Source organism: Streptomyces sp. NPDC127117 (genome assembly GCF_042677325.1).
GTDB lineage: Bacteria > Actinomycetota > Actinomycetes > Streptomycetales > Streptomycetaceae > Streptomyces.
The window spans coordinates 41,688-65,757 of the sequence record NZ_JBHXTM010000014.1 but is presented as its reverse complement, the minus strand read 5'-3'; the positions used below and the strand labels follow the sequence as shown (position 1 = coordinate 65,757).

The 24,070-nt window shown below is 66.0% G+C and carries 16 protein-coding genes and 6 pseudogenes; 11 read left to right on the top strand and 11 right to left on the bottom strand.

Going from position 1 to position 24,070, the window contains the following annotated elements:
• Positions 1–268: 268 nt before the first annotated feature.
• Entirely contained in the window at positions 269–919 is a 651-nt protein-coding gene (locus tag ACFVH0_RS14980) for a class I SAM-dependent methyltransferase (RefSeq protein ID WP_385820137.1), read from the bottom strand.
• Positions 920–1,112: 193 nt separating this feature from the next.
• Here ACFVH0_RS14980 and ACFVH0_RS14975 point away from each other — a divergent pair.
• A pseudogene (locus ACFVH0_RS14975) lies at positions 1,113–1,350 on the top strand (IS5/IS1182 family transposase); the annotation flags it as partial.
• A gap of 309 nt (positions 1,351–1,659) precedes the next feature.
• Here the strand turns inward: ACFVH0_RS14975 and ACFVH0_RS14970 are convergent.
• The 4 genes and pseudogenes from ACFVH0_RS14970 to ACFVH0_RS14955 all read right to left on the bottom strand — a co-directional run.
• A pseudogene (locus ACFVH0_RS14970) lies at positions 1,660–2,321 on the bottom strand (transposase); the annotation flags it as partial.
• Positions 2,322–2,459: 138 nt separating this feature from the next.
• On the bottom strand, positions 2,460–3,464 hold the full coding sequence (locus ACFVH0_RS14965) for an NAD-dependent epimerase/dehydratase family protein (protein ID WP_385820135.1): 1,005 nt from the start codon (positions 3,462–3,464) through the stop codon (positions 2,460–2,462).
• 89 nt (positions 3,465–3,553) lie between these two features.
• Complete coding sequence (locus ACFVH0_RS14960; protein WP_385820133.1) at positions 3,554–4,720, bottom strand: UDP-galactopyranose mutase; 1,167 nt, start codon at positions 4,718–4,720, stop codon at positions 3,554–3,556.
• A 73-nt stretch (positions 4,721–4,793) separates the two neighbouring features.
• A complete protein-coding gene (locus ACFVH0_RS14955) occupies positions 4,794–5,945 on the bottom strand; it encodes a hypothetical protein (protein ID WP_385820131.1) in 1,152 nt (383 codons plus the stop codon).
• Positions 5,946–6,431: 486 nt separating this feature from the next.
• On the opposite strand from ACFVH0_RS14955, the gene ACFVH0_RS14950 reads away from it, so the two are divergent.
• On the top strand, positions 6,432–6,962 hold the full coding sequence (locus tag ACFVH0_RS14950; protein ID WP_385820129.1) for an AAA family ATPase: 531 nt from the start codon (positions 6,432–6,434) through the stop codon (positions 6,960–6,962).
• A 12-nt stretch (positions 6,963–6,974) separates the two neighbouring features.
• Positions 6,975–7,771 (top strand): annotated as a pseudogene (locus ACFVH0_RS14945) (transposase); the annotation flags it as partial.
• A 90-nt stretch (positions 7,772–7,861) separates the two neighbouring features.
• On the opposite strand, the gene ACFVH0_RS14940 reads toward ACFVH0_RS14945, so the two are convergent.
• The gene (locus ACFVH0_RS14940; RefSeq protein WP_385820127.1) at positions 7,862–8,422 is read right to left on the bottom strand and encodes an LmbU family transcriptional regulator; all 561 of its coding nucleotides are present in this window, start codon (positions 8,420–8,422) and stop codon (positions 7,862–7,864) included.
• Positions 8,423–9,666: 1,244 nt separating this feature from the next.
• Here ACFVH0_RS14940 and ACFVH0_RS14935 point away from each other — a divergent pair.
• Positions 9,667–11,178: an FUSC family protein gene (locus ACFVH0_RS14935; RefSeq protein WP_385820125.1), complete on the top strand. Its 1,512-nt coding sequence runs from the start codon at positions 9,667–9,669 to the stop codon at positions 11,176–11,178.
• Positions 11,179–11,209: 31 nt separating this feature from the next.
• Here the strand turns inward: ACFVH0_RS14935 and ACFVH0_RS14930 are convergent.
• Positions 11,210–11,311, bottom strand: a pseudogene (locus ACFVH0_RS14930) (metal-dependent hydrolase); the annotation flags it as partial.
• Positions 11,312–11,595: 284 nt separating this feature from the next.
• On the opposite strand from ACFVH0_RS14930, the pseudogene ACFVH0_RS14925 reads away from it, so the two are divergent.
• Positions 11,596–12,242: pseudogene (locus ACFVH0_RS14925) on the top strand (FUSC family protein); the annotation flags it as partial.
• A gap of 120 nt (positions 12,243–12,362) precedes the next feature.
• On the opposite strand, the gene ACFVH0_RS14920 reads toward ACFVH0_RS14925, so the two are convergent.
• The gene (locus ACFVH0_RS14920) at positions 12,363–13,007 is read right to left on the bottom strand and encodes a TetR/AcrR family transcriptional regulator (protein WP_385820123.1); all 645 of its coding nucleotides are present in this window, start codon (positions 13,005–13,007) and stop codon (positions 12,363–12,365) included.
• A 63-nt stretch (positions 13,008–13,070) separates the two neighbouring features.
• Here ACFVH0_RS14920 and ACFVH0_RS14915 point away from each other — a divergent pair, with 63 nt between their 5' ends.
• From ACFVH0_RS14915 to ACFVH0_RS14905, 3 genes and pseudogenes are all read left to right on the top strand, one after another.
• Positions 13,071–13,925, top strand: coding sequence for a class I SAM-dependent methyltransferase (locus ACFVH0_RS14915; RefSeq protein ID WP_385820121.1), 855 nt, complete (start codon positions 13,071–13,073; stop codon positions 13,923–13,925).
• A gap of 18 nt (positions 13,926–13,943) precedes the next feature.
• A pseudogene (locus ACFVH0_RS14910) lies at positions 13,944–14,875 on the top strand (IS5 family transposase).
• A 73-nt stretch (positions 14,876–14,948) separates the two neighbouring features.
• Positions 14,949–16,157 (top strand): IS701 family transposase, encoded by a 1,209-nt coding sequence (locus tag ACFVH0_RS14905; RefSeq protein ID WP_385820119.1) that lies wholly within the window; start codon positions 14,949–14,951, stop codon positions 16,155–16,157.
• Between the two features lie 103 nt (positions 16,158–16,260).
• Here the strand turns inward: ACFVH0_RS14905 and ACFVH0_RS14900 are convergent, their stop codons facing one another.
• From ACFVH0_RS14900 to ACFVH0_RS14890, 3 genes are all read right to left on the bottom strand, one after another.
• Positions 16,261–17,277: an IS630 family transposase gene (locus ACFVH0_RS14900; RefSeq protein WP_385820117.1), complete on the bottom strand. Its 1,017-nt coding sequence runs from the start codon at positions 17,275–17,277 to the stop codon at positions 16,261–16,263.
• A gap of 592 nt (positions 17,278–17,869) precedes the next feature.
• Entirely contained in the window at positions 17,870–20,176 is a 2,307-nt protein-coding gene (locus ACFVH0_RS14895) for an ABC transporter permease (protein ID WP_385820115.1), read from the bottom strand.
• The gene (locus ACFVH0_RS14890) at positions 20,173–20,883 is read right to left on the bottom strand and encodes an ABC transporter ATP-binding protein (protein WP_385820113.1); all 711 of its coding nucleotides are present in this window, start codon (positions 20,881–20,883) and stop codon (positions 20,173–20,175) included. The genes ACFVH0_RS14895 and ACFVH0_RS14890 overlap by 4 nt, the downstream gene beginning before the upstream one ends.
• 139 nt (positions 20,884–21,022) lie before the next feature.
• Here ACFVH0_RS14890 and ACFVH0_RS14885 point away from each other — a divergent pair, with 139 nt between their 5' ends.
• The 3 genes from ACFVH0_RS14885 to ACFVH0_RS14875 all read left to right on the top strand — a co-directional run bounded on the left by ACFVH0_RS14885 (position 21,023) and on the right by ACFVH0_RS14875 (position 24,029).
• The gene (locus ACFVH0_RS14885; protein WP_385820111.1) at positions 21,023–21,853 is read left to right on the top strand and encodes a sensor histidine kinase; all 831 of its coding nucleotides are present in this window, start codon (positions 21,023–21,025) and stop codon (positions 21,851–21,853) included.
• Between the two features lie 11 nt (positions 21,854–21,864).
• Positions 21,865–22,560 carry a response regulator gene (locus tag ACFVH0_RS14880; protein ID WP_385820294.1) on the top strand — a complete coding sequence of 232 codons (696 nt, stop codon included), beginning with the start codon at positions 21,865–21,867 and terminating at the stop codon, positions 22,558–22,560.
• 386 nt (positions 22,561–22,946) lie between these two features.
• Positions 22,947–24,029 carry a lactonase family protein gene (locus ACFVH0_RS14875; RefSeq protein ID WP_385820109.1) on the top strand — a complete coding sequence of 361 codons (1,083 nt, stop codon included), beginning with the start codon at positions 22,947–22,949 and terminating at the stop codon, positions 24,027–24,029.
• The last annotated feature ends 41 nt before the right edge of the window (positions 24,030–24,070 follow it).

Sequence of the window (24,070 nt, the reverse complement as noted above, 5' to 3'; positions counted from 1 at the left end):
GGGCCCGCGGCGGGCGGCGGCGGCCCGTCCCAAGGCGGGGTGGCTTCATGAGGGCTCTACGCCGCGGGGCGAGCCACTTGTGCTTCCGGCGACGAAAAACCGGGGGTGCCGAATTCGCCCCATCGATCCGCGCGAGTGGAAGATCCCTGTGCGCACGTGCGGAAATCCGGATCGCCTACGGCTGCCACCTGAACGAGGGCGCCGAGCCCAGCCGGAAGGAACTACCCGTGCAAGGGAAGGTTCGAAGACATCGATATACATGGCCAATCTATGTGCTCTTGCGCAGGATCCACTTGTCACCGTCGATCTCGGGTGTTACCGAGATCGTGTCGCCGAACTCCTTGACCGCGCGGGTCACTCCGGGGAAATAGGAGGCGAAGTCATCGCCGATCATGACACCTCCCGGACGAATGATCGGCCAGAAGAGGTCGATGTCGTACAGGACGTCGCGGTACTCGTGTCCGGCGTCGATATAGACGATGTCAGACACGACATCGTGATGCGCGAGGATCTTGGCGGCGTGACTGCTCGTACACGAGAATGGCGTGATGATGTCCTCAAAGCCGTCGTGGACGACGTTCGCGAGGAACTGGCGATAGACCTGCGGCTGACCGTGCTCCAAGCGCAGTTCGGACTTCCAGCGCGGAACGAGCCAGTGTTCTCTGCTGCCGAGGAAGCTGTCGACGCAGACGATCTCGCAATCGATACCCAGACTGCGCGCGATCTTGGCCATGTGTAATGCCGATGCCCCCTTCCACGTGCCGACCTCGACGATCAAGCTCGGTTTCAGGCGGGTTATTTCACGCTCGAACACCGGGTGATCTGATCCCCATCCCTGTGGGTCATAGGGAACCTTGTCTCCCGGGAAACCTTCATAGGGTGACTTTTCGTGCAGCAGTGACAGAACTTTCTGAGACATTCGAAGTTATCCCCCTGGATCAAGTGGATGACTATGGACAGTACACTCAGCCGACGGTTCGGTTCAGCCGCACAGCCGATTTGGCCGCTAGTGGCAATCGGCATTGGCGTGCAGTGGTTCAAGTGGTACTGCACCGTTCGTCATTGGTCTCAGAGCTGTCCCATGACTGCTGGTCATTGTGGAATGTTTTGCGGTGTCCGGTGTGATCACGGCGCCGGAGCCGCCCTGGACGGCTCCGACCACCGAGCTGGGCCCGCGCTCCGTCGGCAAGCCGGTGACCCCGCTGGGCCGTCGAGGTGCGGATTCGGTGGGCAGGGGGCCGCCCGCGAGCTCTTCAGCTGGATTACCGGGTGCTGCTCGTGGCGGCCGGCTGGCGAACGAACCTGGCGTTGCGCCGACTTGCTGCGCTCTTCGGTGGCGCGAGGTCCGCAGATGCCGCGGCATCCGCCCCCGGCCCGACGTGCCGTACGGCGGCGAGCGGCAGTGGCCGGTCCGGCGCCCGGGGCCGTGCTGCCGCCGTACGGGCCACTTCGCGAGCACGGTGATGCGCGTCAGCGGCAGGCGCAGCGTCTCGCGGCAAGAGAAGAGCACCAGCAGCGCCGACACCAGCCCCCAGTAGGGCTTGGTGAGGTTGGTGCGGAATCGGGGGTCGCGGTGGTGGGGCAGGCGCCGGTCCGGAGTGCGAGGGGCATCAGCACGTCACGGATGACTCGGTATGAGCTCATGCCGCCGCCGTCCCTTTTCGGGGGCCGGGCCAGTCGTCGCAGGGCCCAGAAGGCGTGGGCGACCGAGACGAGGGTGACGTGGTGCCGGCCGGGCCGGGTGCGGCCCTCGAATTGGGCCAGGCCCAGTGCCTGTCTCATCTCGCGGTAGTCGTTCTCGACGCGCCACCTGAGCTTCGCGTTGCGGACGAGGGTGGCTGTCGGGGTGTTCTCGGGCTGGGCACTGGTCGCGGTGGAGATGCGCACCACGTAGTCAAGGTCGCGGTCCTCCAGGCCGAGCTGGAAGACGGCGGTACCTCCATAGCGCTTGTCGGCGATGGCCAGGGGAACCTCGATGCCCCAGGAGCGCATCTCGTCGATCACGTCGAGGGCCGGCTGCCACTTCTCGACATGCCCCACCTCAGTGAGGATGCCGCACTTCTCACGACGGGCCACCTCGGACGGATCGGCCTTCGGCGACGCCGGATCCCAGCTCCCGGGCGGGAACATCCCCCAGTTCACGGCTGCCGGGGCGCCGTCGGAGGCCAGGTGCAGCGAGACTCCGGCCCGACAGTTGGTGACCTTGCCCGCGGTGCTGGTGTACTGGCTGGTCACACACGCCGATGCGTCCCCGTCCTTGAGGAACCCGTGTCATCCACGATCAGCGCCATCGGCCTGACAACCGGATGCGTCCGCCATGCTGGCCCTCCGCCTGCCCCCGACCCGAACAACGGGAACGGGCCGCCAGCGAAACCGACGGCCCGTCACGAAAGATTGAGGCTGAGCCATTCCCGACCTCTCACAGCCCCGCGCAGATCGAGGTTGGAAAGATACCCATGTCAGATGAGCCTGTTCAACCAGGTCTTCGGTGTCGATTCGTTCTGGATCTCAATCTCCCACTGATAGTTGAATTCAGTGGGCCCTTGGCTCTCGATCCACGAGATCATGCTGCGCAGCCCGTCATTTAGCGAGGTTGATGTCTTGTAGCCGAGAAGCCTGCGAGCCTTGTCAGCACTGCATGTAGCAAGGCGAACCTCCAAGGGCCGGTCAGGCATGAAAATCGGGTCGAGAGGGAAGTTGAGTAGCTCCGCGATCCGCTCCGCTAGCTCCAGGATGGAGATGACCTCTTCATCTGGACCGATGTTGATCGTCTCGCCGGCGGTCTCCGGGGTGGTCCCCATACGTTCGAGGCAGAACAGGACATCCTGAATGAAGCTGAAGCATCGCATATGAGAACCGTCACCGTAAATGATCGGCTGAAGTCCTCGCAACATACGATTGATCATGATCGACGCGACGTTGCGGTAAGGGTCGTCGTAACGCTGGCGCGGACCGATTATGTTGTGAGGGACGGCGATTGAGTAGGTGCCACCATGCGTTTCGAACAGGCTTTGCACAAGTTGCTCGGAGGTCCGTTTGGCTATCCCGTACGGATTCGCCGGTTGGGGCTCCATCTCCTCGGTGAACGGAGTGCTCAACGCGCCGTACCGTGCCATCGAAGAGCAGTAGACAAATCGATCGACGTTTGAGGCGATCGCGGCGCTCGCCACATCGGCAGTGGCTTGAGCAGTGTTCCTGAAAACCATCGCTGGCGCGAAGACGCTCAGCCCGTCGTACGCGGTCGAGGCACAGTGGTATACAAGGTCTGAACCGGAGATCAGAGGCAAGTAGGAAGCCCTGTCCAGACAGTCGGCGATATCGAACTCCACGCCTTCTGGAACATTTGCCGACCGGCCGCCTGAGAGATTATCGATTCCGCAGACTTCCCACCCCATGTCACGGAACCGCTCGGCGACATGGCTACCCAGGAATCCAGCCACACCAGTGATGAAGACCTTGGACATTGCGCTGCCTTTCTGCTGTTTTAGGAATTCCGAATCCGGGCATCAGCCCGTCGGTTTGGGTTGGGTGCTGATCTGCTCCCCTTTTGTGACTAGCTTCCCTGCAGAACAAGCTGAGCGCACGCAAAGGCTTGGGCCACAGCTTCGTCCTGGTTGATGTACGTGTAGTTGGCTAGCCGACCGCAGAAGTGGACCTCCATACCTGTACGGTTCTGAATTTCCTGCTGAAGTTCGAGGTTCCTGCGTTCGTGGCGCATTCCCACGGTGGGTACGGGATAATGCCGTGCGGGCGCACCTGGGTATTCTTCAGATACGACTGTACCCAGCTGGGACTGGCCAGAGATATGTTTGGATTCGACTGTCCGTGTGTAAGGGCGCCGCAGAGATGGCTGGTTGACGATATAGCCGGGAGTGACCGTTCCGTTGGGGTCATCGAGAGGTATGTAACGACTGACCGTCCGGATGCCACGCCATTCGAGCTCGTTGGGACGGCCAAGAAACACGTCCAGTGGCGCGGTTAGGATCAGAACCTGGTAGTCCTTCTCCAAGTCCTCTAGGTCGTCGACGGTGATCGAGGCGCCGAACGTTGCCGGTATCGAGGCCGCTATGTTCTCCATCACAACCTGCGCTCCACCAGGTGGGAAGAACTCCCAAGTGTCGCGGAATAGACGTCGGTAGCCATCGGTTCGGAGTTCGAGCCGACGCGGCGCGAACTCACTGGAGAGCTCGGCTGGATGTTTATCCCATTGCTTGGTCGTGTACCCCTCGATGAATAGCTCATAGAGTGTTTTACCCATTATGCTGATGCAGTAAGTCTCCAGGTTCTGCGTTGCTGGATGTTTCGGCAGCGCAGAAAGCTCCTTCTCCACTTTCGACCAGATTGGCAGGTTCTTGAGCTCATCGACCTGCGGAGGCCACGACAGCAGGTACGGTTCCTCATCGGCGTCGTCGAGAAACACCTCGGTCAGCCCCTTGTGCGCGCTCTCTCCCGTCATTCCGAAACGGCGAACAAAGTCTAGAACTCCCCTGTCTGACGTATGAAAAATGTGCGGCCCTTCGGGCTCGGTCAGCACCCCGTTGATATTGCCCGCACGCGAATGGCCACCAACGACGACGTCTTGTTCGAACAGGTGCACCCGACATCCCGCGTCGTGCAGAACTCGAGCTGCGGTCACTCCGGACCAGCCGGCGCCCACCACCGCCACCGATAGGGGAGCTGACCGCTTAGTCCGGGCAACGCTACTGTTCGGCAATACCATGGGTGTTTCTTCCTCTCCGGAGTTTCATTTTGCTGGGGTGGACCAAAGGGCAGGAGAATTATCGGGACATTGCTCAGCGCATCAGGGTGCCCAGCCACGACTTGAAGTTGAAGAGAGTCTCCTCATAGAGAAATTCAGATCGACGGCCGACGCTGTTGCTGTCGCCGAGGGATATGATCTGTTCCATCGCATCGGCGAGATGCTCAGCGTCTGCCTGGGGGAGGACGATTCCCAGCGCATCTCGAGAAATCAGTGTCCCGGTCTCACCGTGGCCGTCGCTGATGGTCGGAATGCCGTGGAGCTTGCTATCCCTGACACGCAGTCGCACGGATGTCTCGTTCTCGACCCCAGGTTTCGCAACAGAGACAAAGGCGCGAGCCGCTTTGAGATAGCTGTCGCGACGGCTGTGCGGCAGTGGTTCCGAATGCAGAAGAACACACTCGGACAACTCGGCATCGTTAATCTGTTGCCTAAGCCCGGCCAGTATTTCGCGGTTGTCGGCTGACGGAGCTGCGTAGAGAAACGCCGCGGTAGCCGCCACGCCTCGCTTCTTGAGGATTCCGATCGCGCTGATGAGGAGTTCGGGGCTGTAGTAAGCCCAAACTCCGCCGGTCCACAGAAAGTCCGCAAGATACCTTGATTCAGCCCTGTCCGCCGCTCGGGCGCTGTGTCGGCTAAATCCCACGGGCGTCATGCTTATCAAGTGGTCTAGAGTGCGTGATCGCTGGACATCGCTAGGGGCGATACGACCGAAAGCGCAAAGGTTCGAAATCAGTGAGATCCGGTCTACCTGCGATCGGCACAGGAAGTGATGCGACATGGTGAGTTGCCGGACATGGGTGTCCACGATGCGGCGATGCACACCTGAAGGGTCGTCACTGGTGAGGATGGAGGGATAGTCGAGCTGCTCGAGTGCCGGTCGGCAGTCGCTGGCAATCAACTTTCCCTGGGACACGGCGCTCTCGAAGCGAGAACGATCTGCCGTGTCAAAGAAGATTACGACATCGGTCTCCGCGATGACCTTATCGGTATCCTCTTCCGTGCTGACAAGTTCAGACGAGCCAAGGTGAACTGGGTCCGAAGTAGGCGTGGCGATCAGCCGTACCGTGAATTCCTCGCTCAGAACTTGAGCCATTTCCGCGGCATGGATTCCTACCCCTCCGACGGTTTCGTCGGAAACGGAGAATGACCCTGCATCGATAGTGACAATCGGCTTCTTGTTCATAGGTATCGTTTCTTCTCCATTTCACTGTGAGGCCCTCTTGGATCAGACCTGGTAAGGGTCGATCTTGGAGTCTGGAATGAATTTTCCTCGTCAGTCAACAAGTCCTTTACGCTCTCCCCGGCCGGTCACCGGAAAGTTGCTGTACGGGCGCACTTTCCTGATCTGAAATTTGGACTTTTGAAATACGCATCGCGATGCGTAGGCAGGAGGAGGATGCCGGAGTGCAGTTCCACCGGGTGCCGCGCTGCGATGGTGGCAATCTGATGATGCTGACGGCAAGGGTGCGGCCTCGGGTGTAGAGCCGTGTCTCGCCGGCAAGACGGTCGCCCCCAGTGCGTGTCCGCCAGGCGCTACCCGTTGGTAATAGCCTGCTCGTCTCTCAGGCCATTACTTGCCGACTGGAGGAATTGAGGTGATCTCGGGAATCGACCTTGCTCCGCGACCCGATCATTGAAGGACTCGCCGTCGACCGTGTAGCGTTGCCATATGATCATCTGGCTAAACGGAACCTTCGGCGCTGGGAAGACGACTACGGCACATGAACTTATCCCGCGCCTCCAAGGCGCTCGGATTTTCGATGCTGAAAAGGTAGGGGAAATGCTATGGCACGTGCTTGGTGTGCCTGAACGTGACTTCCAGGATTATCAACCATGGCGCGGCCTGGTCGTGGAAACTGCCCGACAGGTTCTCGACTACGTGGGAGGCACTCTCGTTGTCACCCAAACTGTCCTGAACAAGGGGTATTGGGACGAGATCCATATGGGTCTGGCGAAGGCAGGCATCCCAGTGTTTCACTTCCTGCTCCACACCGACAGAGATACTCTCATTCACCGCATCGAGACTGACATCAAACCGGAGAGCATCAAAGCCCGCGAATGGCGCCTCGACCACCTTGCGGACTATCAGCAAGCCCTGCCGTGGCTCGAAAGGGACGCCGAAGTGATCGACACTACCTGTGTCCCGCCTTCTGACGTCGCCGAACTCATTGTCAGGAAATCCGGCATCGATACACGCTGAGAAGCCATCTCCATGGGCTCTCTAAGCTGTCGGTCGTGGTCGGGAGTCGTTGAGGGGCTGGTGCCGGATGAGTTGCGGGAGCTGTTCCAGCGGGTGGTGCCGGAGGTGCCGTTGCTGTCTCAGGGGGTCGTCGGCTTCGGCATGGTGACCGTTGAGAGCCGGCCGCGTCGTGTTCGTGCGACGTCGGGGTGCACGTGGCAGCAGGCGCCCGCCGCGTCGTTCGGGCCGTACGGTGCGGTTCGACGGCTCACCGCCGGTTCACGGAGTGGACGAAGGCCAGGGCATGGGCGGTGTCGCATCACCTGGTCCTGGATGAGTTCGGTTCCTGCGGCGAGTCGGAGCGGTCTCGCTGCCCGATCGACCCGGTGAACATGAGGGCTCCGGGAAAGGGGACCTGACTGGTCCGAATCCTGGGATCGCCGATGGACCGGGACAAGTACGGGTCGAAGATCCACCGCGGACCGGTCGGCCCCTTTCGTCGGGATCTCCGGTGCCAACGTCCACGACAGCCAGGTCCTGATCCCGCTCGTGAAGGGCATGCCGCCCATCCACTCCCGCCGAGGCCCTCGTCGACGCAGGCCCGGCAAGCTCCACGCCGACAGAGGTAACGACTACCGCCATCTGCGGCAGTGGCTGTCCCAGCGCGGAATCCACCGCACCGCCCACAAAGGCATCGAGACTTCGCGCAGGCTGGGGCGTCACCGGCGCACGACCGAACGCACCACGGCCGGGCTCGCCGGCTCCACCGCCGCTACGGGCGCAGAGCCGAACACTTCCTCGCCCGCACTCTCATCTGCTACCGCTGTCTCGCGATTGACATGACGTCCTGCAGACGGCGGTCGATCGCAGACGCACTTGCGCAGTCGAATCAGCGTCGAGACAGCGGCTCGCTGCCCCATCTACGAGGGGTGCACCACATCAGCAGTGGCCGCATCATCCAGAACAGCGATGATCCACTCCTGGAGATCGCCCCGGGTCCGCTGCGCTGCACTTTCCCAGTTTCGGATGCGTTCGTCCGAGACTCTGAGGTGCAGCGCGGCCTCACTTCGCTCAGGACCCGGTTCTTCGATCGTCTGGGTGGCTTTCAAGCTTCGCCGCAGCTCGTTGCGCGACCAGTTGTTCTGCTCGGCTCTGTTCAGCCAGATGTCTTGCTCACGCTCTTCTAGCCCCGCGACTTCTATGTGATGCTGAAGGCTCAGACTTTCCCGACGCCTGGCTGCATCGAACTTCCTCGCGATCCAAGCGTAGTTGCGCAATGTCTGATATTCGAGGGACGTTTCTTCCACCGCCATTCGATATCGCTCTGGATACCTATTCTGGCCGTACACGAGCCAGTCACCGAGCCACCATTTCGAGGAATCCGCGAACAAGGACAACTTCTCGCCGACTCGTTTCCACTCATCAATCTTCATTCGGGCCGGCAAAGTGAGGGAAGTGCGCCGTGTCAATGGCTGCGTCACCTGCGGAGCATTCGAAATGATCGTACCCCTGACGGCTCGTTGACTCCGTGCACCGTCACTTCGGACTGAATTCAATTCGGCGATCCTTCCCACAGGTGGAGTCTCGATTCCGGCAACGGCTCTCAAGTGCCCTCAAGCCGACGGGGTGAGAAAATTGAATCCTCCCGATTACGGGTATATTCGGACACCGGCGCACCGGCGCACCGGCGTCGCGCCGGCTGGTGGATTTGACGAGTTCAGGTGGCATCACGGTGCGTCCTGTTTTGGATGCTCCGACTGGGAGGGCCGTCATGGCTGTCCCTCGTTCAGCTGGGATCTTCTCCAGAAGATCAGACTCTCAACGTAGTGAGCAATGGACCGGCCAGAAGCTGCCACTCTCCTTGACCTGTACTCGGCATCCACAGTTGGATGCATGCTGGGGCCATTGAGGTGCGATGAAAGGGTAGGGAGGCTTCTGGAGTAGCGAGTGGATATGTGTGGGGTGAGGTTGGCAATGGTTTGCGGAGCGATCCGGCAGGGTTTGATCGAATCAATGTGATGTTGTGATCCGACTGCTCTATTTGAATGAAATCCTGGAATTTATGGAAAGGATTGAAGGTGCCCTTTGGGCTTAGTTGACAAGATGAAAAAGGGGCGAGTGGATGCCGACGGGCCCTGCCCCCGGGTTTTGGACGCCGGGGAGACTTGGATCTTGATGGTCCAGGAGAACGGAGTCCCTGTGAGGTTCGGGAGCGACGATCAAGTCGGTCGTCGCCGGCCTCGGGGTGAATGCCGAGACGCTGCGGAACTGGATCAGGGCCGCTGGCGGAAGTCGGTCCGGTGCCTACTCCACGCCTGCGGCGGCGCCCCGGCCTGGTGATGACGCGCGTCGGGGCCGACCCACCGACCATCAGGCCGATGCTGCGGCCGAAAAGGCTGTCGAAGCCGATTGGTGCCCGCTCGCGGTGCGGGACGCCGACCCGGCTGATCACGCCGTCGGCGCGGACGATGTCGACGGCCTGCTCGTAGGCGGTGGCTGCCGTTCGCGCGCCCGTGTCGCGTGAGGTTGGTCCGTTGGCTCTGCGGCGGCTGGGCAAGGTGAAGCCATTCTGGACCATTGGCCCAGAGGATTGGACCTCATTTGAACCACTAGCCCCCCAGGTGCTGAGATGGGGATGTCAATGGCGCTGCGGGTTCCCCCAGGGATCTCTGCGGCGCCTTTCTCATGTCTGCGACTGGTCCATGTGCGAAAGGGGCAGGGAAACTTGCTGAAGAGGGTGTTCGTCGCACACGATCCGGGGCAGATACGGCTGAGATTCGCGTCCCGGGCTGTGCTCGGCATCGGGCTCGCCGTCGCGCTGTGCGGGGCGGCCGGGCACTCGCTGGTGGCGGCCATCACTGGTGGCCTGGCCGCGCTGCTCGCACTGTTCACGGTGACCGACCCGACGGTGCGTGGGCAGGCGATCACGACCGCGTTTCTCCCCGTCGTCGGCCTCCCGGTGCTCACGCTCGCCGCCGTGCTGCACGATGTGCCCGTCGTGCGCGACCTGGCGTTCCTCGCCATCGTGGGGGCGGGGGTGTACGCGCGGCGGTGGGGACCTCGCGGGCACTCGCTGGGTGTGTTCGGCTTTATGGCCTATTTCTCTGCCCAGTTCCTGCACACTGTGCCAGGCCAGCTGCCCGAGCTGTACGCGGCCGTGCTGCTGTCGCTCACCGCGTCGTCGGTGGTGCGGTTCGGCGTGTGGTGCTACGAGCGGCGGCTCGCGGTACCCGTGGCAGTCACCCTCCCCACCGGGGCAGCGGGGCTCGGCCGGATCACGACGCGGCAGGCCGTGCAAGCGACGATGGGGGCGGGGTTCGCGCTTGCGGTAGGGCAGGTGCTGTCCGATCAGCGTTGGTACTGGGCGGTGGGCGCCACTTGGTGGGTGTTCGTGGCCACGACATCGCGTGGCGAGGTTGTCGTGCGCGGGTTCAGGCGATTCTTGGGGACGGTGCTCGGGATCGGGTTGGGTTTCGCCGTGGCTGTGCCGCTGCACCACGAGCCGGTCGTGGCCGCCGTGGTGGTGGCGATGAGCGTGTTCGGAATTTTCTATACCGCAGCTGTCTCCTATACCTGGATGATGCTGGCCGTGACCGTGATGGCGAGCATGCTGTACGGGCTGATCGGCGTGCTCGACGCGGGTCTGCTCGTGCTGCGGGTGGCTGAGACGACGGTCGGGGCGCTCGGTGCTGTACTGGCGGTGTTGTTCGTGCTGCCGGTAACCACACACGCGGTGACTGAGGCGTGGGTGGAGCGGGCGCTGCGGTGCGTGCACACGTGCACGGCGGAGGCCGCCGCCAGTCTCGCCGGGAGCGAGGACGCCGACCCACGCCGGCGCGTTGTCGAACTGGAGGCGATCCTGAGCCGGGTGCGCTTGTCGCTCGCGCCGCTGGTGCATCCGCTCAACCCGATGAAGGCCCGCAAGCGACGGGCGCGGCAGGTGCTCGCGCTGCTCGACGACTGCGCACGCGAGGTGCGCGGCCTGGCCTCCGTCGCTGCCGACCCGGAGGCTTCGCACGACATCCGGCTCGCCGCAGCCTGCTGGCGTGTGGAGGCTGCCGTCGAGGCCCTCACCGATGCGCCCACCGTCGGGCGGGACCTCCGACTCGACAACGCGGCGGCTACGGAGCAGACGGGTGTCGAACCGGTGCTCGCCCACCTTCATGCGCTGGAGCGGGCCCTGCTCGAACTTGCCGTTCCCCTGCGGAGGTCCAGCCGAATTCCGGCCGGCGCCTGAGCCGTCACGCGCGGTGAGATGTCGAGCACCATCCGACCCGGCGCTGCTCCTTGGCCTCCGACATCCGGGTCGGGACGAGCACGATGGTGCGATCGCCCTCCCGGTAGGCGGAGACCGTTCTGCATCGCCGGGTGCCTGAGGACTTCGAACGCGCCGCGCGCGACGTTGTCGCACGCGCGACGCTCTTCGCCGGCCGGCTCCTGCTCCGCTGTGCAACGCGTAGATCAGGTACCCGCGTCCAGCGGCCTCGCGGCCCTGCCGATGGAGGACGGCATGAGGTGGCGGAAGATGCGATACGTCACCTCGATGGGCTTGTGTCCCATCCACTCCGCAACATCTGTGATCGGAATTCCCATGGCGAGGCCACTTCAAGCGAAGGAGTGGCGCAGGCTGTATTCGGTGACGGTGACGGTGACGGTGACGGTGACGGCCGGGGCGCTGTACGGGCTCCTCGGCGTACTGGATCCCGCCCTGCTCGTGCTGCGCCTGACGGAGACCGGGGTGGGTGCGCGCGGCGCGATGGTCGCGGTGCTGCTCGTGCTGCCGGCCACCACACACGCCATCACCGACGCCTGGATACAGCGGGCCCCGCGCTGTGTGCACGCCTGCACCGAGGAGGCCGCCGCACGGCTCTCGGGATCCCCGACCGCCGATCCCGCACCCTGGATCGCCGAACTGGAGGCGCTGCTCGGCCGGGTGCGGATGTCCCTGGCCCCGATGGTCCACCCGCTCAGGCCGCTGCGCGCCCGCAGGGCCCGGGGCCGGCCAGATGCTCGCCCTGCTGGACGCCTGCGCACGCGAGGTGCGCGGACTGGCCTCCGTCGCGGCGGACCCCGAGGCGTCCCACGACGCCCGCCTCGCCGCCGTCTGCTGGCGGGTCGAGGCAGCCGTGGAGGCGCTGACGGCCCCCCGATCCACAACTCCGGGCAGGCGCACCGGGCGTCCCGCCGCACGCCGCCGCGGCCGGGCCCGCGCTCGCCCATCTGCACGGTCTGGAGCGGGCGCTCGCCGACCGCGCCGCACCACTGCACGGCGACCCGCGCGCACCGCTGATCGGTGTGTGAGGCAACTTCGAGGGTGAACGACAGGGTCTTGCGTTCGGATCGGGCCGGATCAGGGATTGGGGCACGCGAGCCCGGCATGATCCAAACGAGAGGGACCAGGTTCTGTCTCCCCGATCACGATCAGGGAGCTAGGTTCTGCATCCTGACCAACAGCTGAGAGCAGAGGGTGTCGTACGCCCATCGCTCCCATTTGTCGGCCGGCCACGCGCGGTCGCGGGTCAGGACCAGGAAGAGCTCCGGACTGAGCAATGCGTAGATGATGTCCGCCGCCTCTCCTGCGGAGAGGGCGGGGTGGGCGCCGGATTTCTCCGTCAGAGCCTTCGCGGCTGTCGAGATGACCGTGTATCGCGGGTCGGTCCGGTCCGGCCACAGCTCCCGGATCTCCGGGTTGGTCGCTGTCGCGGCGCGGACCATCTCGTCGATGGCCGCGACACGTTCGAGTGTCCTGCGGGTGCCGGCGACCAGCGCGGCCAGGGCGGACTCGGCGGTAGGCGCGGTCGTGACCTTCGTGAACCATGGCCGGTCCATCGTGGGCACGGGGTCGTCGTCTCCCGCGATCGCGACATCGACCAGTTCCTTGAGCAGCGAGGGCTTGTTCCGGAAGACGAAGTAGATCGTCTGCACCGCCACGCCCGCCCGGTCGGCGATCTCCTGCAGCTTGGTCGCCCCGTAGCCCTGCTCGACGAAGAGGCCGGCGGCCGCGTCGATGATCCGCCGCCGTGTCTCCAGGGCCTTGTCGCCCCGCTTTCCCTTGACCTCAGTCATGACTGGAGCCTATATCTAGAGTTGAACTCTAGAGGTCAACTCTAGTCACTGGAGGGGTGAATCATGCACGCCATCGCCAACCGTGAGCAGGCAGAGGCATGGAACGACTGGGAGGGCATCCACTGGGCTGAACACTCCGAGCGCTACGACGCGATGATGGGCGCGTTCAACGCGCCTCTGTTCGCCGCCGCGGGCATCGCGGCCGGCGACCGGGTCCTAGACGTCGGCTGCGGCACCGGCCAGACGACGCGCACCGCCGCGCGGCAGGCGTACGACGGAGACGTCGTCGGAATTGACCTGTCCGCGCCCATGCTGGAACGCGCCCGCCGTGACGCCGCCGCGGAAGGCATCGGCAACGTCACCTTCGAACAGGGCGACGCCCAAGTGCATCCGTTGCCCGGCCGAGGCTTCGACGTCCTCCTCAGCCGCGGCGGTGTCATGTTCTTCGCCGACCACATCGCGGCCTTCACCCATCTCAGGCACTCGCTCGCACCAGCGGGCCGACTCGCGTTCCTCGGCCCGCAGCCCGCGGGCCCGGACAGCGCCTACGCCCGTGCAACCGCCGCGCTCTCCCCGTTCCTGCGCGAGTCATCCCCCGCCGCAAGGGGCATGGGGTCACTCCTCGACCCCGCGCGAATCCGCCAGGTGCTCACCGCCGCCGGGTTCACCGACATCGACGTAGCCCCCGCCGAGGCTCCCATGACCTTTGGCGCCGACGCGGGCGACGCCACCGACTTCATCCTCGCCATGGGCCCGGTGCGCCACAACCTGCGCGATGTCGACCCGGAGACCACCGCCCGTATCCACTCCGAAGTGCGCGACGCACTCACGGCATTCGAGACCACCGACGGTGTCCGCATCCCCGGGCATGTCTGGATCGTCACCGCATCGCCGAAGCACACCCTCTCGATCAAGTGACACTTCACTCCAGATGTGATCAGCAGAGGGGACCTGACAGACGATGAGTGGGCTCCGCTGCAGCCACTGCTGCCGGTGAGCAACAACCGGTGCGGCCGGTGGAGGGATCACCGTCAGGTGATCAACGGCATCATCCACAGGCTGGGCACCGGGGTGCAGTGGCGTGAGCTGCCAGAACGCTTCGGACCGTGGCAGACCGTCCACAAACGGCACGCGCTGCGGTCGGCCGACGGCACCTGGAACAGGCTGCTGCAGCATGTCCAAGCCCAGGTCGACGCCGAGGGCGGCATCGACCGGGACGTCTCACTCCAGCGTGATGCGCGCCCACCAGCACGCCGCAGGAGCGCCGAAGGCGGCTCCGCCCGCCCCGACCAGGCCCTCAGGGGAGGGCTCCGCGGAGATCGCTTCGGATCCCGGCGGTGCAGAACCCGGAGCCCCTACTGGATTTGGGGGGTGCGGCGGGGGAGCAGCCGGGGCGCTCGCGTGGCGGATTCACCACCAAGGTCCACCTGAGCGCGGAGGGCCGATGCCGCCCGCTGTCGGTGCTGATCACACCCGGACAGCGGGCGGACTGCACGCAGTTCGAACCCGTCGTTGAGAAGATCCGCGTCCCACGCACCGGTCCGGGGCGCCCACGCTGCACCCCGGGCAGCGTCGCAGCCGACAAGGCATACAGCAACCGAAGGGCGCGCGCCTACCTGCGTCGGCGCGGCATCCGGCACGTGATCCCTGAGAAGAAGGACCACAAGGCGGCCCGCCTGCGGCGGGGTTCACACGGCGGGCGGCCACCGGGTTTCGACAAGGAGCGGTACAAGAAGCGCAACGCCGTCGAGCGGGCGATCAACAAGCTGAAACAGTTCCGGGCCGTAGCCACCCGCTACGACAAGCGCGGATACATCTACCTCGGCACCGTAACCGCCGCTGCACCGATCATCTGGCTCCGATCATGATCGGAGAGACAGAACCTAGTAGGGCTTTGTTACGTCTCTGGGCAAGGGGCCTTTCTGGTGGTTTCCTGATGGTATGAGGGTGGATGAACTCGCCGTGTGTCGGGGCCGGTTGGAGGAGTTTGCTGGGGAGGTGTTCGCGCCTTTGGCGCGTGCTGACCAGCGAGTGAAGGGCGGCCTTTACCTGCGGGGTCTGCTGCTGGACGGGCGTCGGAAGTCGATGCAGCCGATGGCCGGGCGTCTGGGTGTGGACCATCAGCAGTTGCAGCAGTTCATGACGTCGTCGACCTGGCCGGTGGACACGGTTCGCATCAGGTTGGCCCGTCGGGCGGTGGCGGTGGTGCGGCCGCAGGTGTGGGTGGTGGACGACACCGGTTTTCCGAAAGACGGAACGTCCTCGCCCGGGGTGGCCAGGCAGTACTCCGGCACCCTGGGCAAGGTCGGGAACTGCCAGATAGGGGTCAGTGTCCATGCGGCGTCCGACACCGCGTCCTGCCCCCTGTCCTGGCGGCTGTTCCTGCCCGGCAGCTGGGACCAGCCGGAGGCTGCGGACCGGCGGGCCCGCTGCCGGATCCCCGAGGGCGAGCATCACCGGCCGAAGTGGCAGCTCGCGCTGGACATGCTCGACGAACTGGCCACGGTCGGCCTGCGGCCCGCGGTGCTGGTCGCGGACACCGGATACGGGGCGAACGCCGACTTCCGCCACGGCCTGGAAGACCGCGGTCTGGCCTACACACTGCAGGTCAAGGGCGAGATGACCGCCCACACCGAGTCGGCCGTGCCGTATCAGCCGCCTTACGGCGGGCTCGGGCCGCGCCCGCTGCCCCGCTACCGCACCCGTCCGGTCAGCCTGCGCGAACATGTCGTGGCCGCAGGACGCAGCAGCGCGGTCGCGATTACCTGGCGCAAGGGATCGAAGGCTGCCATGTCCGCCCGCTTCGTCTTTCTGCGTGTCCGCCTCGCCGGCCGCCGCCCGAAACCCGCCCCAGACGGAGTCATCGGTCCTCGATGGCTGATCGCCCAGTGGCCCGAAGGAGAGAACGAGCCGGTCAAGTACTGGATCTCCAACCTGCCGGCCGACATCCCGGCCCGGGACCTGGTCCGGCTCGCGAAGCTGCGGTGGCGCATCGAGCACGACTACCGCGAGCTGAAGACCACTCTCGGACTCGACCACTTCGAGGGCCGCTCGTTCACCGGCTGGCACCGCCACGTCACCCTCGTCACCGCCGCCCACCTCTTCCTGACCGAACAGAGGTCCTGCCCAAAAGTCCCTGCCAGGGCCTGACCCTCTACCAGGCCCTCGCCCTCCTCCAACACCTGTTAGCCACCTGGACCGGGACCTGCCCCACCTGCCGACAACCCACCCCATGGCAGACCTACGACACCACCTAACAAAGCCCTACTAGTGCGATGCGCCGGAAATTTCGAGGTGGAAGCGGCTGGTTAGTCCTGGTGCCAGGCGGTGCGATCTTTGTGAGGCAGTCGGCGAGGGAGTTCAGGATCTCGTCGGCGGTCTTGGTCCAGGTGAACGGCTTCGGGTTCTCGTTCCAGGTTTCGATCCAGGCGGTGATGTCCTTCTCCAGGGCTGTCACGGAGGTGTGGACGGCGCGGCGGATGAGTTTGCCGGTCAGCAGGCCGAACCAGCGCTCGACCTGGTTCGTCCAGGACGAGCCGGTCGGGGTGAAGTGGACGTGGAAGCGGGGGTGTTCACCCAGCCACGTCTTGATCTCGGCGGTGTTGTGGGTGACGTAATTGTCACAGACCAGGTGGACGTCGAGTCCGGTGGGCACGGCCTTGTCGATCCGGATCAGGAACTTCTTGAACTCGATGGTGCGATGGCGAGGTTGCAGTACCGATATGACAGTGCCGTCGGCGGTGTTGAAGGCGGCGAACGGGCTGGTGATCCCGCGCCGGCAGTAGTAGTGGGTGCGGCGTTCGGGCATGCCCGGCATCATCGGCAGTACCGGCTGCGAGCGGTCCAGTGCCCGGATCCGGGTCTTCTCGTCGACGCAGAGAACCACTGCCTTCTCCGGCGGATGGTGGTAGAGGCCGACGACGTCGACGACCTTGGCGACGAACTGCGGGCCGGTGGACAGTTTGAAGGAGTCCTGCAGGTGGGGCTTGAGGTCGAACCTCTTCCAGATCCGCCCGACGGTCGATTTCGACAGCCCGCTGCGCTTCGCCAACCTGGAGTGCCAGCGGTTCACCGTCGCGTCGGCGACGCCGAGTTCGGCCACGACCTCCTTGTTCGTCCCGCCCTCCGCGCACCGCAGCACGATCTTCGCGCGCAGGGCCAGGAACTGCGCGGTCTTCGCCCGCCGCGCCCAGCGCGTCAGCTCTGCCCGCTCGGCTTCGCTGAGCACCAGGTCCGGCATGCGCCGGCCCGGCCGCGGCTCATCCGCCAAACCCGCCATCCGCCGGGCCACGAACCGCGAACGCCACTTGCGCACCGTCTCCACGGACACCCCAAAGTCCGCCTTCACAGCGGTACTTGACGCCCCGTCCGCACAAGCCGGCGTGAGCCGTGGCCGCTCCGCCACATGGGCCGGCGCCCCGCCACCCGTCAGCGCAGCAACTCCGCACGCTCCTCAGCGGACAGCGGGACTTCGACAGCACGAGGGCCTCGATGCGACATGGAAACGGCCTGCAGACTTAGACCGACCGGCAAATGGATCACTTGAGGCGGCGTGTGGTGGGACGCTGATCCCACCGCGGCAGACTCTCCCAGAGCGGGCAAGAGCGCTACGAACTCGTTCCAGAGGGGTTCGAGCAGGCAAGACGGCAGTACGGGCACGGCTGTCCTTCGTGATCACTGAGGCTTTCTCAATGTTGATCATTTCCAGATCCTCTTGAGGACATCAGAGATAGAGCATCTACGTCCGAAACCTGACTGGTTCAGTGGCCGTCGAGGGGCGGCTCTGTTAGCGGCCTGGCGGCTGGCGCGTCGTTGGCCTTCCGGGAGACTTGATCAGGCCTTGCTTTGGGTCGGGGCGGGGTTCACTCGTTGCGCAGCACCTCGGCGATGGTGAGGCGTGCCGCCGAGCGAGCCGGGACCAGTGCGCCGAGGACGGCGATCGCGACGCCCACCAGGGTCAGGGCGGCCAGTTGCGGCGCGTGCCAGACGTCCTTCATGGACTCCGGGAAGGTGAGCACTCCGGCATGGTCCACGAGCAGCCGGTGTCCGGCCATCCCGAGGGGGATGCCGATCAGGCCGCCGACCGCGCCCAGTCCCGCCACGGACGTCACTGTCATCGCCACGACCTGGCGCGGCGTCATCCCGATCGATTTGAGCATGGCCAGGTCGCGGCGCCGCTCCCTGGTGTTCAGCAGGACGGTGTTGAAGACGCCGAGCGCCGCGACGATGGTCAGCAGCAGCGTGAACGCCGATGAGAAGCCGACGACGGTAGTGGTGGCGGCATCCGGCGACTCGCTCCTCAGCGACGGGTAGAGGCCTGGGCCGGCCTCCTCGACCCCCCGGACGTAGGACTGGGCATCGGCATGGGGGGCGAGCCGGACCGTGTATTCAACGGCGCTCGTGTCCGGGGCGAGCTCGGCCGCGGTCTGCCAGTTGGAGTCCATGGCCTGGGCGTTGCCCAGCATGACTTCGCCGACGACGGTGACATCGGTCTGCCTGCCGTTCAGATGCATGGTCGTCCGGTCACCGACCTTGAGCCCGTGCTGTTTCAGGAACGACGGCCCACCGGCGACCTCACCCGGTCCGCTCGGCCAGTGTCCCTTGACGATCTGCTCAGCCTCGGCCGGAGCGTCCCCGCGGTAGAAGTTGACGAATACGGTGTTCGTGGTGCCCGCGAGGTGCACCTTGGTGAGCGCGCGAGCGGTCACGCGGTCCGCTCCGGGAAGGGATCGCAGCCGTGCTTCGATCCGGCTGTCATCCAGCTTCGGCACGTGTCGGCCAGGTGCGGGCGTGCCCACCTGTACGTCGACCAGCGCGACCCCGCTGTGCTTGCCCGCTTTCCCGGCCGCCACCATGCTGCCGGCCAGGCCGGTCGTCAGAGTCACGGTGGTGACCCCGAGGACGACGGCCGACATCGTCATCATGGCGCGACCCGGGCGGGTGAACGGCTGGCCCAGGCCCAGGCTCACGGAGCGCGGCAGCCGGGTTCCGCTGAGCCTGCGTTGAACGCGCAGTCCGCGCCCGGTCCGCGGCACGCTGCCCGCGCTGATCGCCTCTGCCGCGGAAAGCCGGTGTGCGCGCAGCGCGGGGATCAGCGCGGCGGCGACGACGAGGGTGGGCATGGCCAGCAGGCAGGCGACGGGCACCCAGGGGCTGGTGGCGATGGTGGCGGTGCCGGTTTCGATTCCGGAGAACGCGACGCTGAGGATGGGTTGCTCCAGCAGGGTGCCGAGCACCGTGCCCAGGACGCAGCCCACGACCGCGGGAGCGGAGACCATCGCGAGGTAGACCGCGACCACCTGGTTCGGTGTGAAGCCAAGGGCCTTGAGCACGCCGATGTGCCGGTAACCGGAGACGACCGCTCCGCTGACCACGTTGCCGACGATCAATGCCGAGACCAGGAGGCCGAGCACGCCGAACATCGTCATGAATGGGATATAGGAATCGGCCGATGCGGAGAAGGCCTGCTTGAGGGTGAGGTAGGACTGGGCAGCGGTCAGCGAGTCCGCCGGCTGTCCGGCGGTGACCGTTGCCAGGCCGGCGCGAATCTGCCCGTCCGTCGAGGCCGACGTGAAGCGGTAGAGCATCTGGAAACCGGTCGGGCGCAGGGCGGTCATCTGCTCGGGTGATACCCAGGCTCCGGCGGACTTGCTCATGCTGGTGGCGAAGCCGACGACGGTGAGCGGCGGGACACCGGGGATGTCGAGCCTCGTTCCCAGCAGACGCGAGGGATTGCCGCCGACAGGCGAGTTGACGACGATCTCACCCGGGGCAGTGGCCCAGCGGCCGGCCAGGAGGTCGACGCGGTCCACCGGGCCTGCCGGACCGGCCCGGCCCACCACGGTCAGGGGACCGGCCGACATCCACAGCCATCCCTTGGGGATCTCGATGACGGCCTGGCCGAAGGGTCCGGCGGCAGCCTGGACACCCGGCTGCCGGACCGTCTGTTCCAGGTGCGTGTCCTTGGTCTTCGAGGCATCGAAGGTCGCCACCACATGGGCGCCGCGTTGGCGGGCGAAGGCGCTGTCGAAAGGAGACGAGGCGGCATTGAGCACCGACAGCGCGAGCAGGATCGTCGTTGTGGAGCACAGGACGACGAGTCCGATGACGAACGTCTGGACCCTGCGGCGCTTGACGGCCGCGCGCGAGGCCCGCCACACGGCGCTCATACGGCCCGCTCCAATGCGCTCTCGCGGGCCACCCGGCCGTCGGTGACCTCGATCAGGCGGCTGGCGCACCGGGTGGCCAGATGCGGGTCATGGGTGACGATGAGCAGGGTCTGGCCGATCTGGTTGAGGTCGATCAGCAGGTCCATCACCTGCTCGCCGGAGCGGCTGTCCAGCGCGCCGGTCGGCTCGTCGGCCAGCAGCAGGGCCGGACGGTTCATCAGCGCCCGTGCCACCGCAACCCGCTGGCGCTCGCCACCGCTCAGCGCAGCCGGATAGACATCCTTGCGGTCAGCCACGCCGAGTTCGTCGAGGAGTTCCAGTGCACGGCGGCGCGCCTGCCGGGCCGACGTCCCAGTCAGCTGTGCGGCCAGCGCCACGTTGTCCAACGCCGGCAAGTCGTCGATGAGATTGAAGAACTGGAAGATCATGCCGACCTGCCGCCGCCGGAACAGCGCCAGCCCGGTCTCGTTCAACTTCCCCAGATCCTCGCCGTGTACGACGACCGACCCGGAGGTCGGACGGTCGAGACCGGCGACCATGTTGAGCAAGGTGGACTTGCCGCAGCCCGAAGGACCCATCACCGCTACCGCTTCCCCGGCCCGGATCTGCAGGGAGACATCGTCCAGAGCGACCGAGTCGCCGTACTCCTTGCGCACGCCGTCGAGGTGCACGACCACTTGTTCTTGTTCCTCGCTGCTGCCGCTCATGGCAGGAAGCTAAGCGCAGCGTCTCGGGTCGAAACATCAGCCTGCTGAGGTATCCCGTCGGCCTCGTCATCCCAGAGATGTAGGGCGTTGGATCCCGGGGATGATGCGGCGGGCGGCGTGGTGCTGCATGGTGATCACCATGTGGGATTCGGGAACGGACCGGCTGACCGCCGCTCTGGCGGTGGCGTGCGCTGCCGCTGGATGGCTCGGCGCCGCGCTCGTCCGGGCCCGGCGCCTGCACAGGAAGGCGATCGACGACCGGGGCCGGCTTCTGGAGCGGGAACGGGAGAACGCGGCCCGGACCGCCGTCGACGCCGAGCGCGCCCGGATCGCCCAGGAACTGCACGACATCGTCAGCCACAACGTGAGTCTGATGGTGGTCCAGGCGGGTGCCGCGCGCGAGGTGCTGACCACCATGCCCGACGCGGCCGCCGAGGCCCTGGTGGCGGTCGAGGGCGCCGGCCGGGACGCGATGACCGAGCTGCGGCATCTGCTCGGCCTGCTCGCTCCGTCGCAGAGCGGCGAGGACGAGGCCGACCTGACCCCGCAGCCCGGCCTCGGCCGGCTCAGTCCACTGATCGACCGGATCGCGTTCGCCGGATTGCCCGTGGAGGTCCGGATCTCCGGGAAGCCTCACTCGCTCCCGGCCGGGATCGACACGACCGCGTACCGGATCGTGCAGGAGGCACTGACCAATGCGCTCAAGTACGGCGACGGGGGAAAGGCCGAGGTGACCGTGCGGTACGCGGACAACTATCTGCGGGTAGAGGTGCTGAACAGCGGGCCCAGCGTGCTGTCCGGCGGAGGATCCGCGACCAGGCCGTCGGGCACGGACCGCAGGGACGGAACCGGGCGCGGGCTGCTGGGGCTCAGGGAACGGGTCGCCGTGTACGGCGGCGATCTGGACGCCCGACGACGACTCGGCGGCGGGTACCGGGTCCGAGCACGTATCCCGCTGGACCGGGCGTGACGGCCCCCACGGTGGACCCACCCCCGCGCGTGCTCATCGCCGACGACCAGGAGCTGATCCGTACCGGGTTCCGCCTGATCCTCACCTCACGAGGGATCGATGTGGTGGGCGATGCGGCCGACGGGGCCGAAGCCGTGGCGTTGGCCCGCAGCCTGCGGCCCGACGTCGTGCTGATGGACATCAGGATGCCGAACCTGGACGGCCTGCAGGCGGCCCGGCTCATCCTGGCGGAGAACCCGGACTGCCGGGTGATCATGCTGACCACCTTCGACCTCGACCACTACGTCTACTCCGCGCTGGCCCTTGGAGCGAGCGGTTTCCTTCTCAAGGACGTCACCCCCGCACACCTCGCCGCCGCCGTCCGTCTCGTCGACACCGGCGATGCCCTCCTCGCCCCCACGATCACGCGCCGCCTGGTAGAGCGCTTCGCCCCCGGCGAACCCAGGCACAGCGTGGGCGGTGATGCCGCAGCGCCAGCGATCCACCGCGACCTCGCCCAGCTCACCCCCCGTGAGCTGGAGGTTCTTACCCTGATGGGCCGGGGCCTCTCCAACGCCGAACTCGCCCAGGAACTGACCCTCAGCGAAGCCACCGTCAAAACCCACGTCGCCCGCATCTTCGCCAAGCTCGCCCTGCGCGACCGTGCACAGGCTGTCGTCCTCGCCTACGAGACCGGACTTGTATCTCCCGGTGAACACCGCGAGTAGCGCCGGTCGGGGTACCGGAATGCGCGAGTCACGCGTGAGCGGACGGCGTACCACGCGCCGCGCCGTGTTGAGTGAGTGGCTAGCTGGGAGAGTTCAAGCAAGCAAGATGGCAGCGCGGCCAGGCCATCCCTTGGCTGAGCGTAGAGAACTCCGTGATCACGTGGACTCGTGGCCGTTCTGATGACCCTGCCACCTCACGGGCGCCTATTGCCGGTCGGTCTTAGGACCGCCTTTTCTGGCGCATCACACCAGGTGAAACCGCCCCGACGGCATGGCCGATGGCCGAGGCGCTGGTCTGGACCTGGTGGCTGACTGCTACCGTCGCCCCGGAAGATCACGACGGCACGGGCCGTCATGATCGGTCGGCGGAGAGGGGCATTGCGGTGATGGACAGTGCGGTGGGCAGCGACGACGGCACGGTACGGGCATTCATCGGGTCGTTCACCTCGGCGGGAGGGCGGGGAATCACCGTCGCCGCCGTGGACCGGGAGACCGGGGCGCTGACCGTCCTCGGCGCCACGGACGCGGTCCCCGATCCTTCATTCCTCGCCCTGGGCCACGGGCCGGGGCCGGGCGGTGGCGCGCTCTACGCGGTCAGCGAGACCGAGCCCGGTGCGGCAGCCGCACTGGACATCACCGGCGATGTGCCGCGGCCGCTCGGCGCTGTCCGGCCGGTGGACGGCGACGGCCCGACCCATCTCGCGCTCGCGGGCGGCCATCTGCTCACCGCCAACTACAACTCCGGCAGCGTGAGCGTCCTGCCCGTCCTCGCGGACGGTTCCCTCGGCCAGGTCGCCTCCGTGTCCCAGCACGAAGGCAGCGGCCCCGACGCCGACCGGCAGCGGGGCCCGCACGCCCACCAGGTGCTGCCGGACCCGTCGGGGAACTGGGTGCTCAGCGTGGACCTCGGGACCGACTCCGTACGGATCTGCGCGCTCGACACGACGACCGGGGCGCTGCGGCAGCACGGCGAGACGGCCCTGCGGCCGGGCACCGGCCCGCGCCACCTGGCCTTCCACCCCGCGGGCGGCCACGCCTACGTCCTGAACGAACTCGAACCGACCGTCACCACGTGCCGGTGGAACGCCGCCGCGGGCGTCCTGGAACCCGTGGGGGAGACTCCCGTACTGCCCGAGCGGCCGGCGGACGGCGACGACCCGGCGACGTACCCCTCCGAGGTGGTCGTCTCGCACGACGGACGGTTCCTCTGGACCGCCAATCGGGGGCAGGACAGCATCTCGGTCCTGGCGCTCGACGAGGCAGGCGAGAAGGCGACCCTGGTCACGACCGTGGACTGCGGCGGGCACTGGCCCCGCGACCTCGCACTCGACCCCACCGGCGGCCGGCTGTACGCGGCCAATGAGCGGTCCGGCGACGTCAGCTGGTTCGACGTCGACCCGGAGACCGGCATTCCGCGTCGCGCGGGCTCGCTGGCCGCCCCCGCCGCGTCCTGTGTGATCTTCGGCTGATTCCGCGCCGTACACAGCACGATCGCCGTACGGGCCCGGAG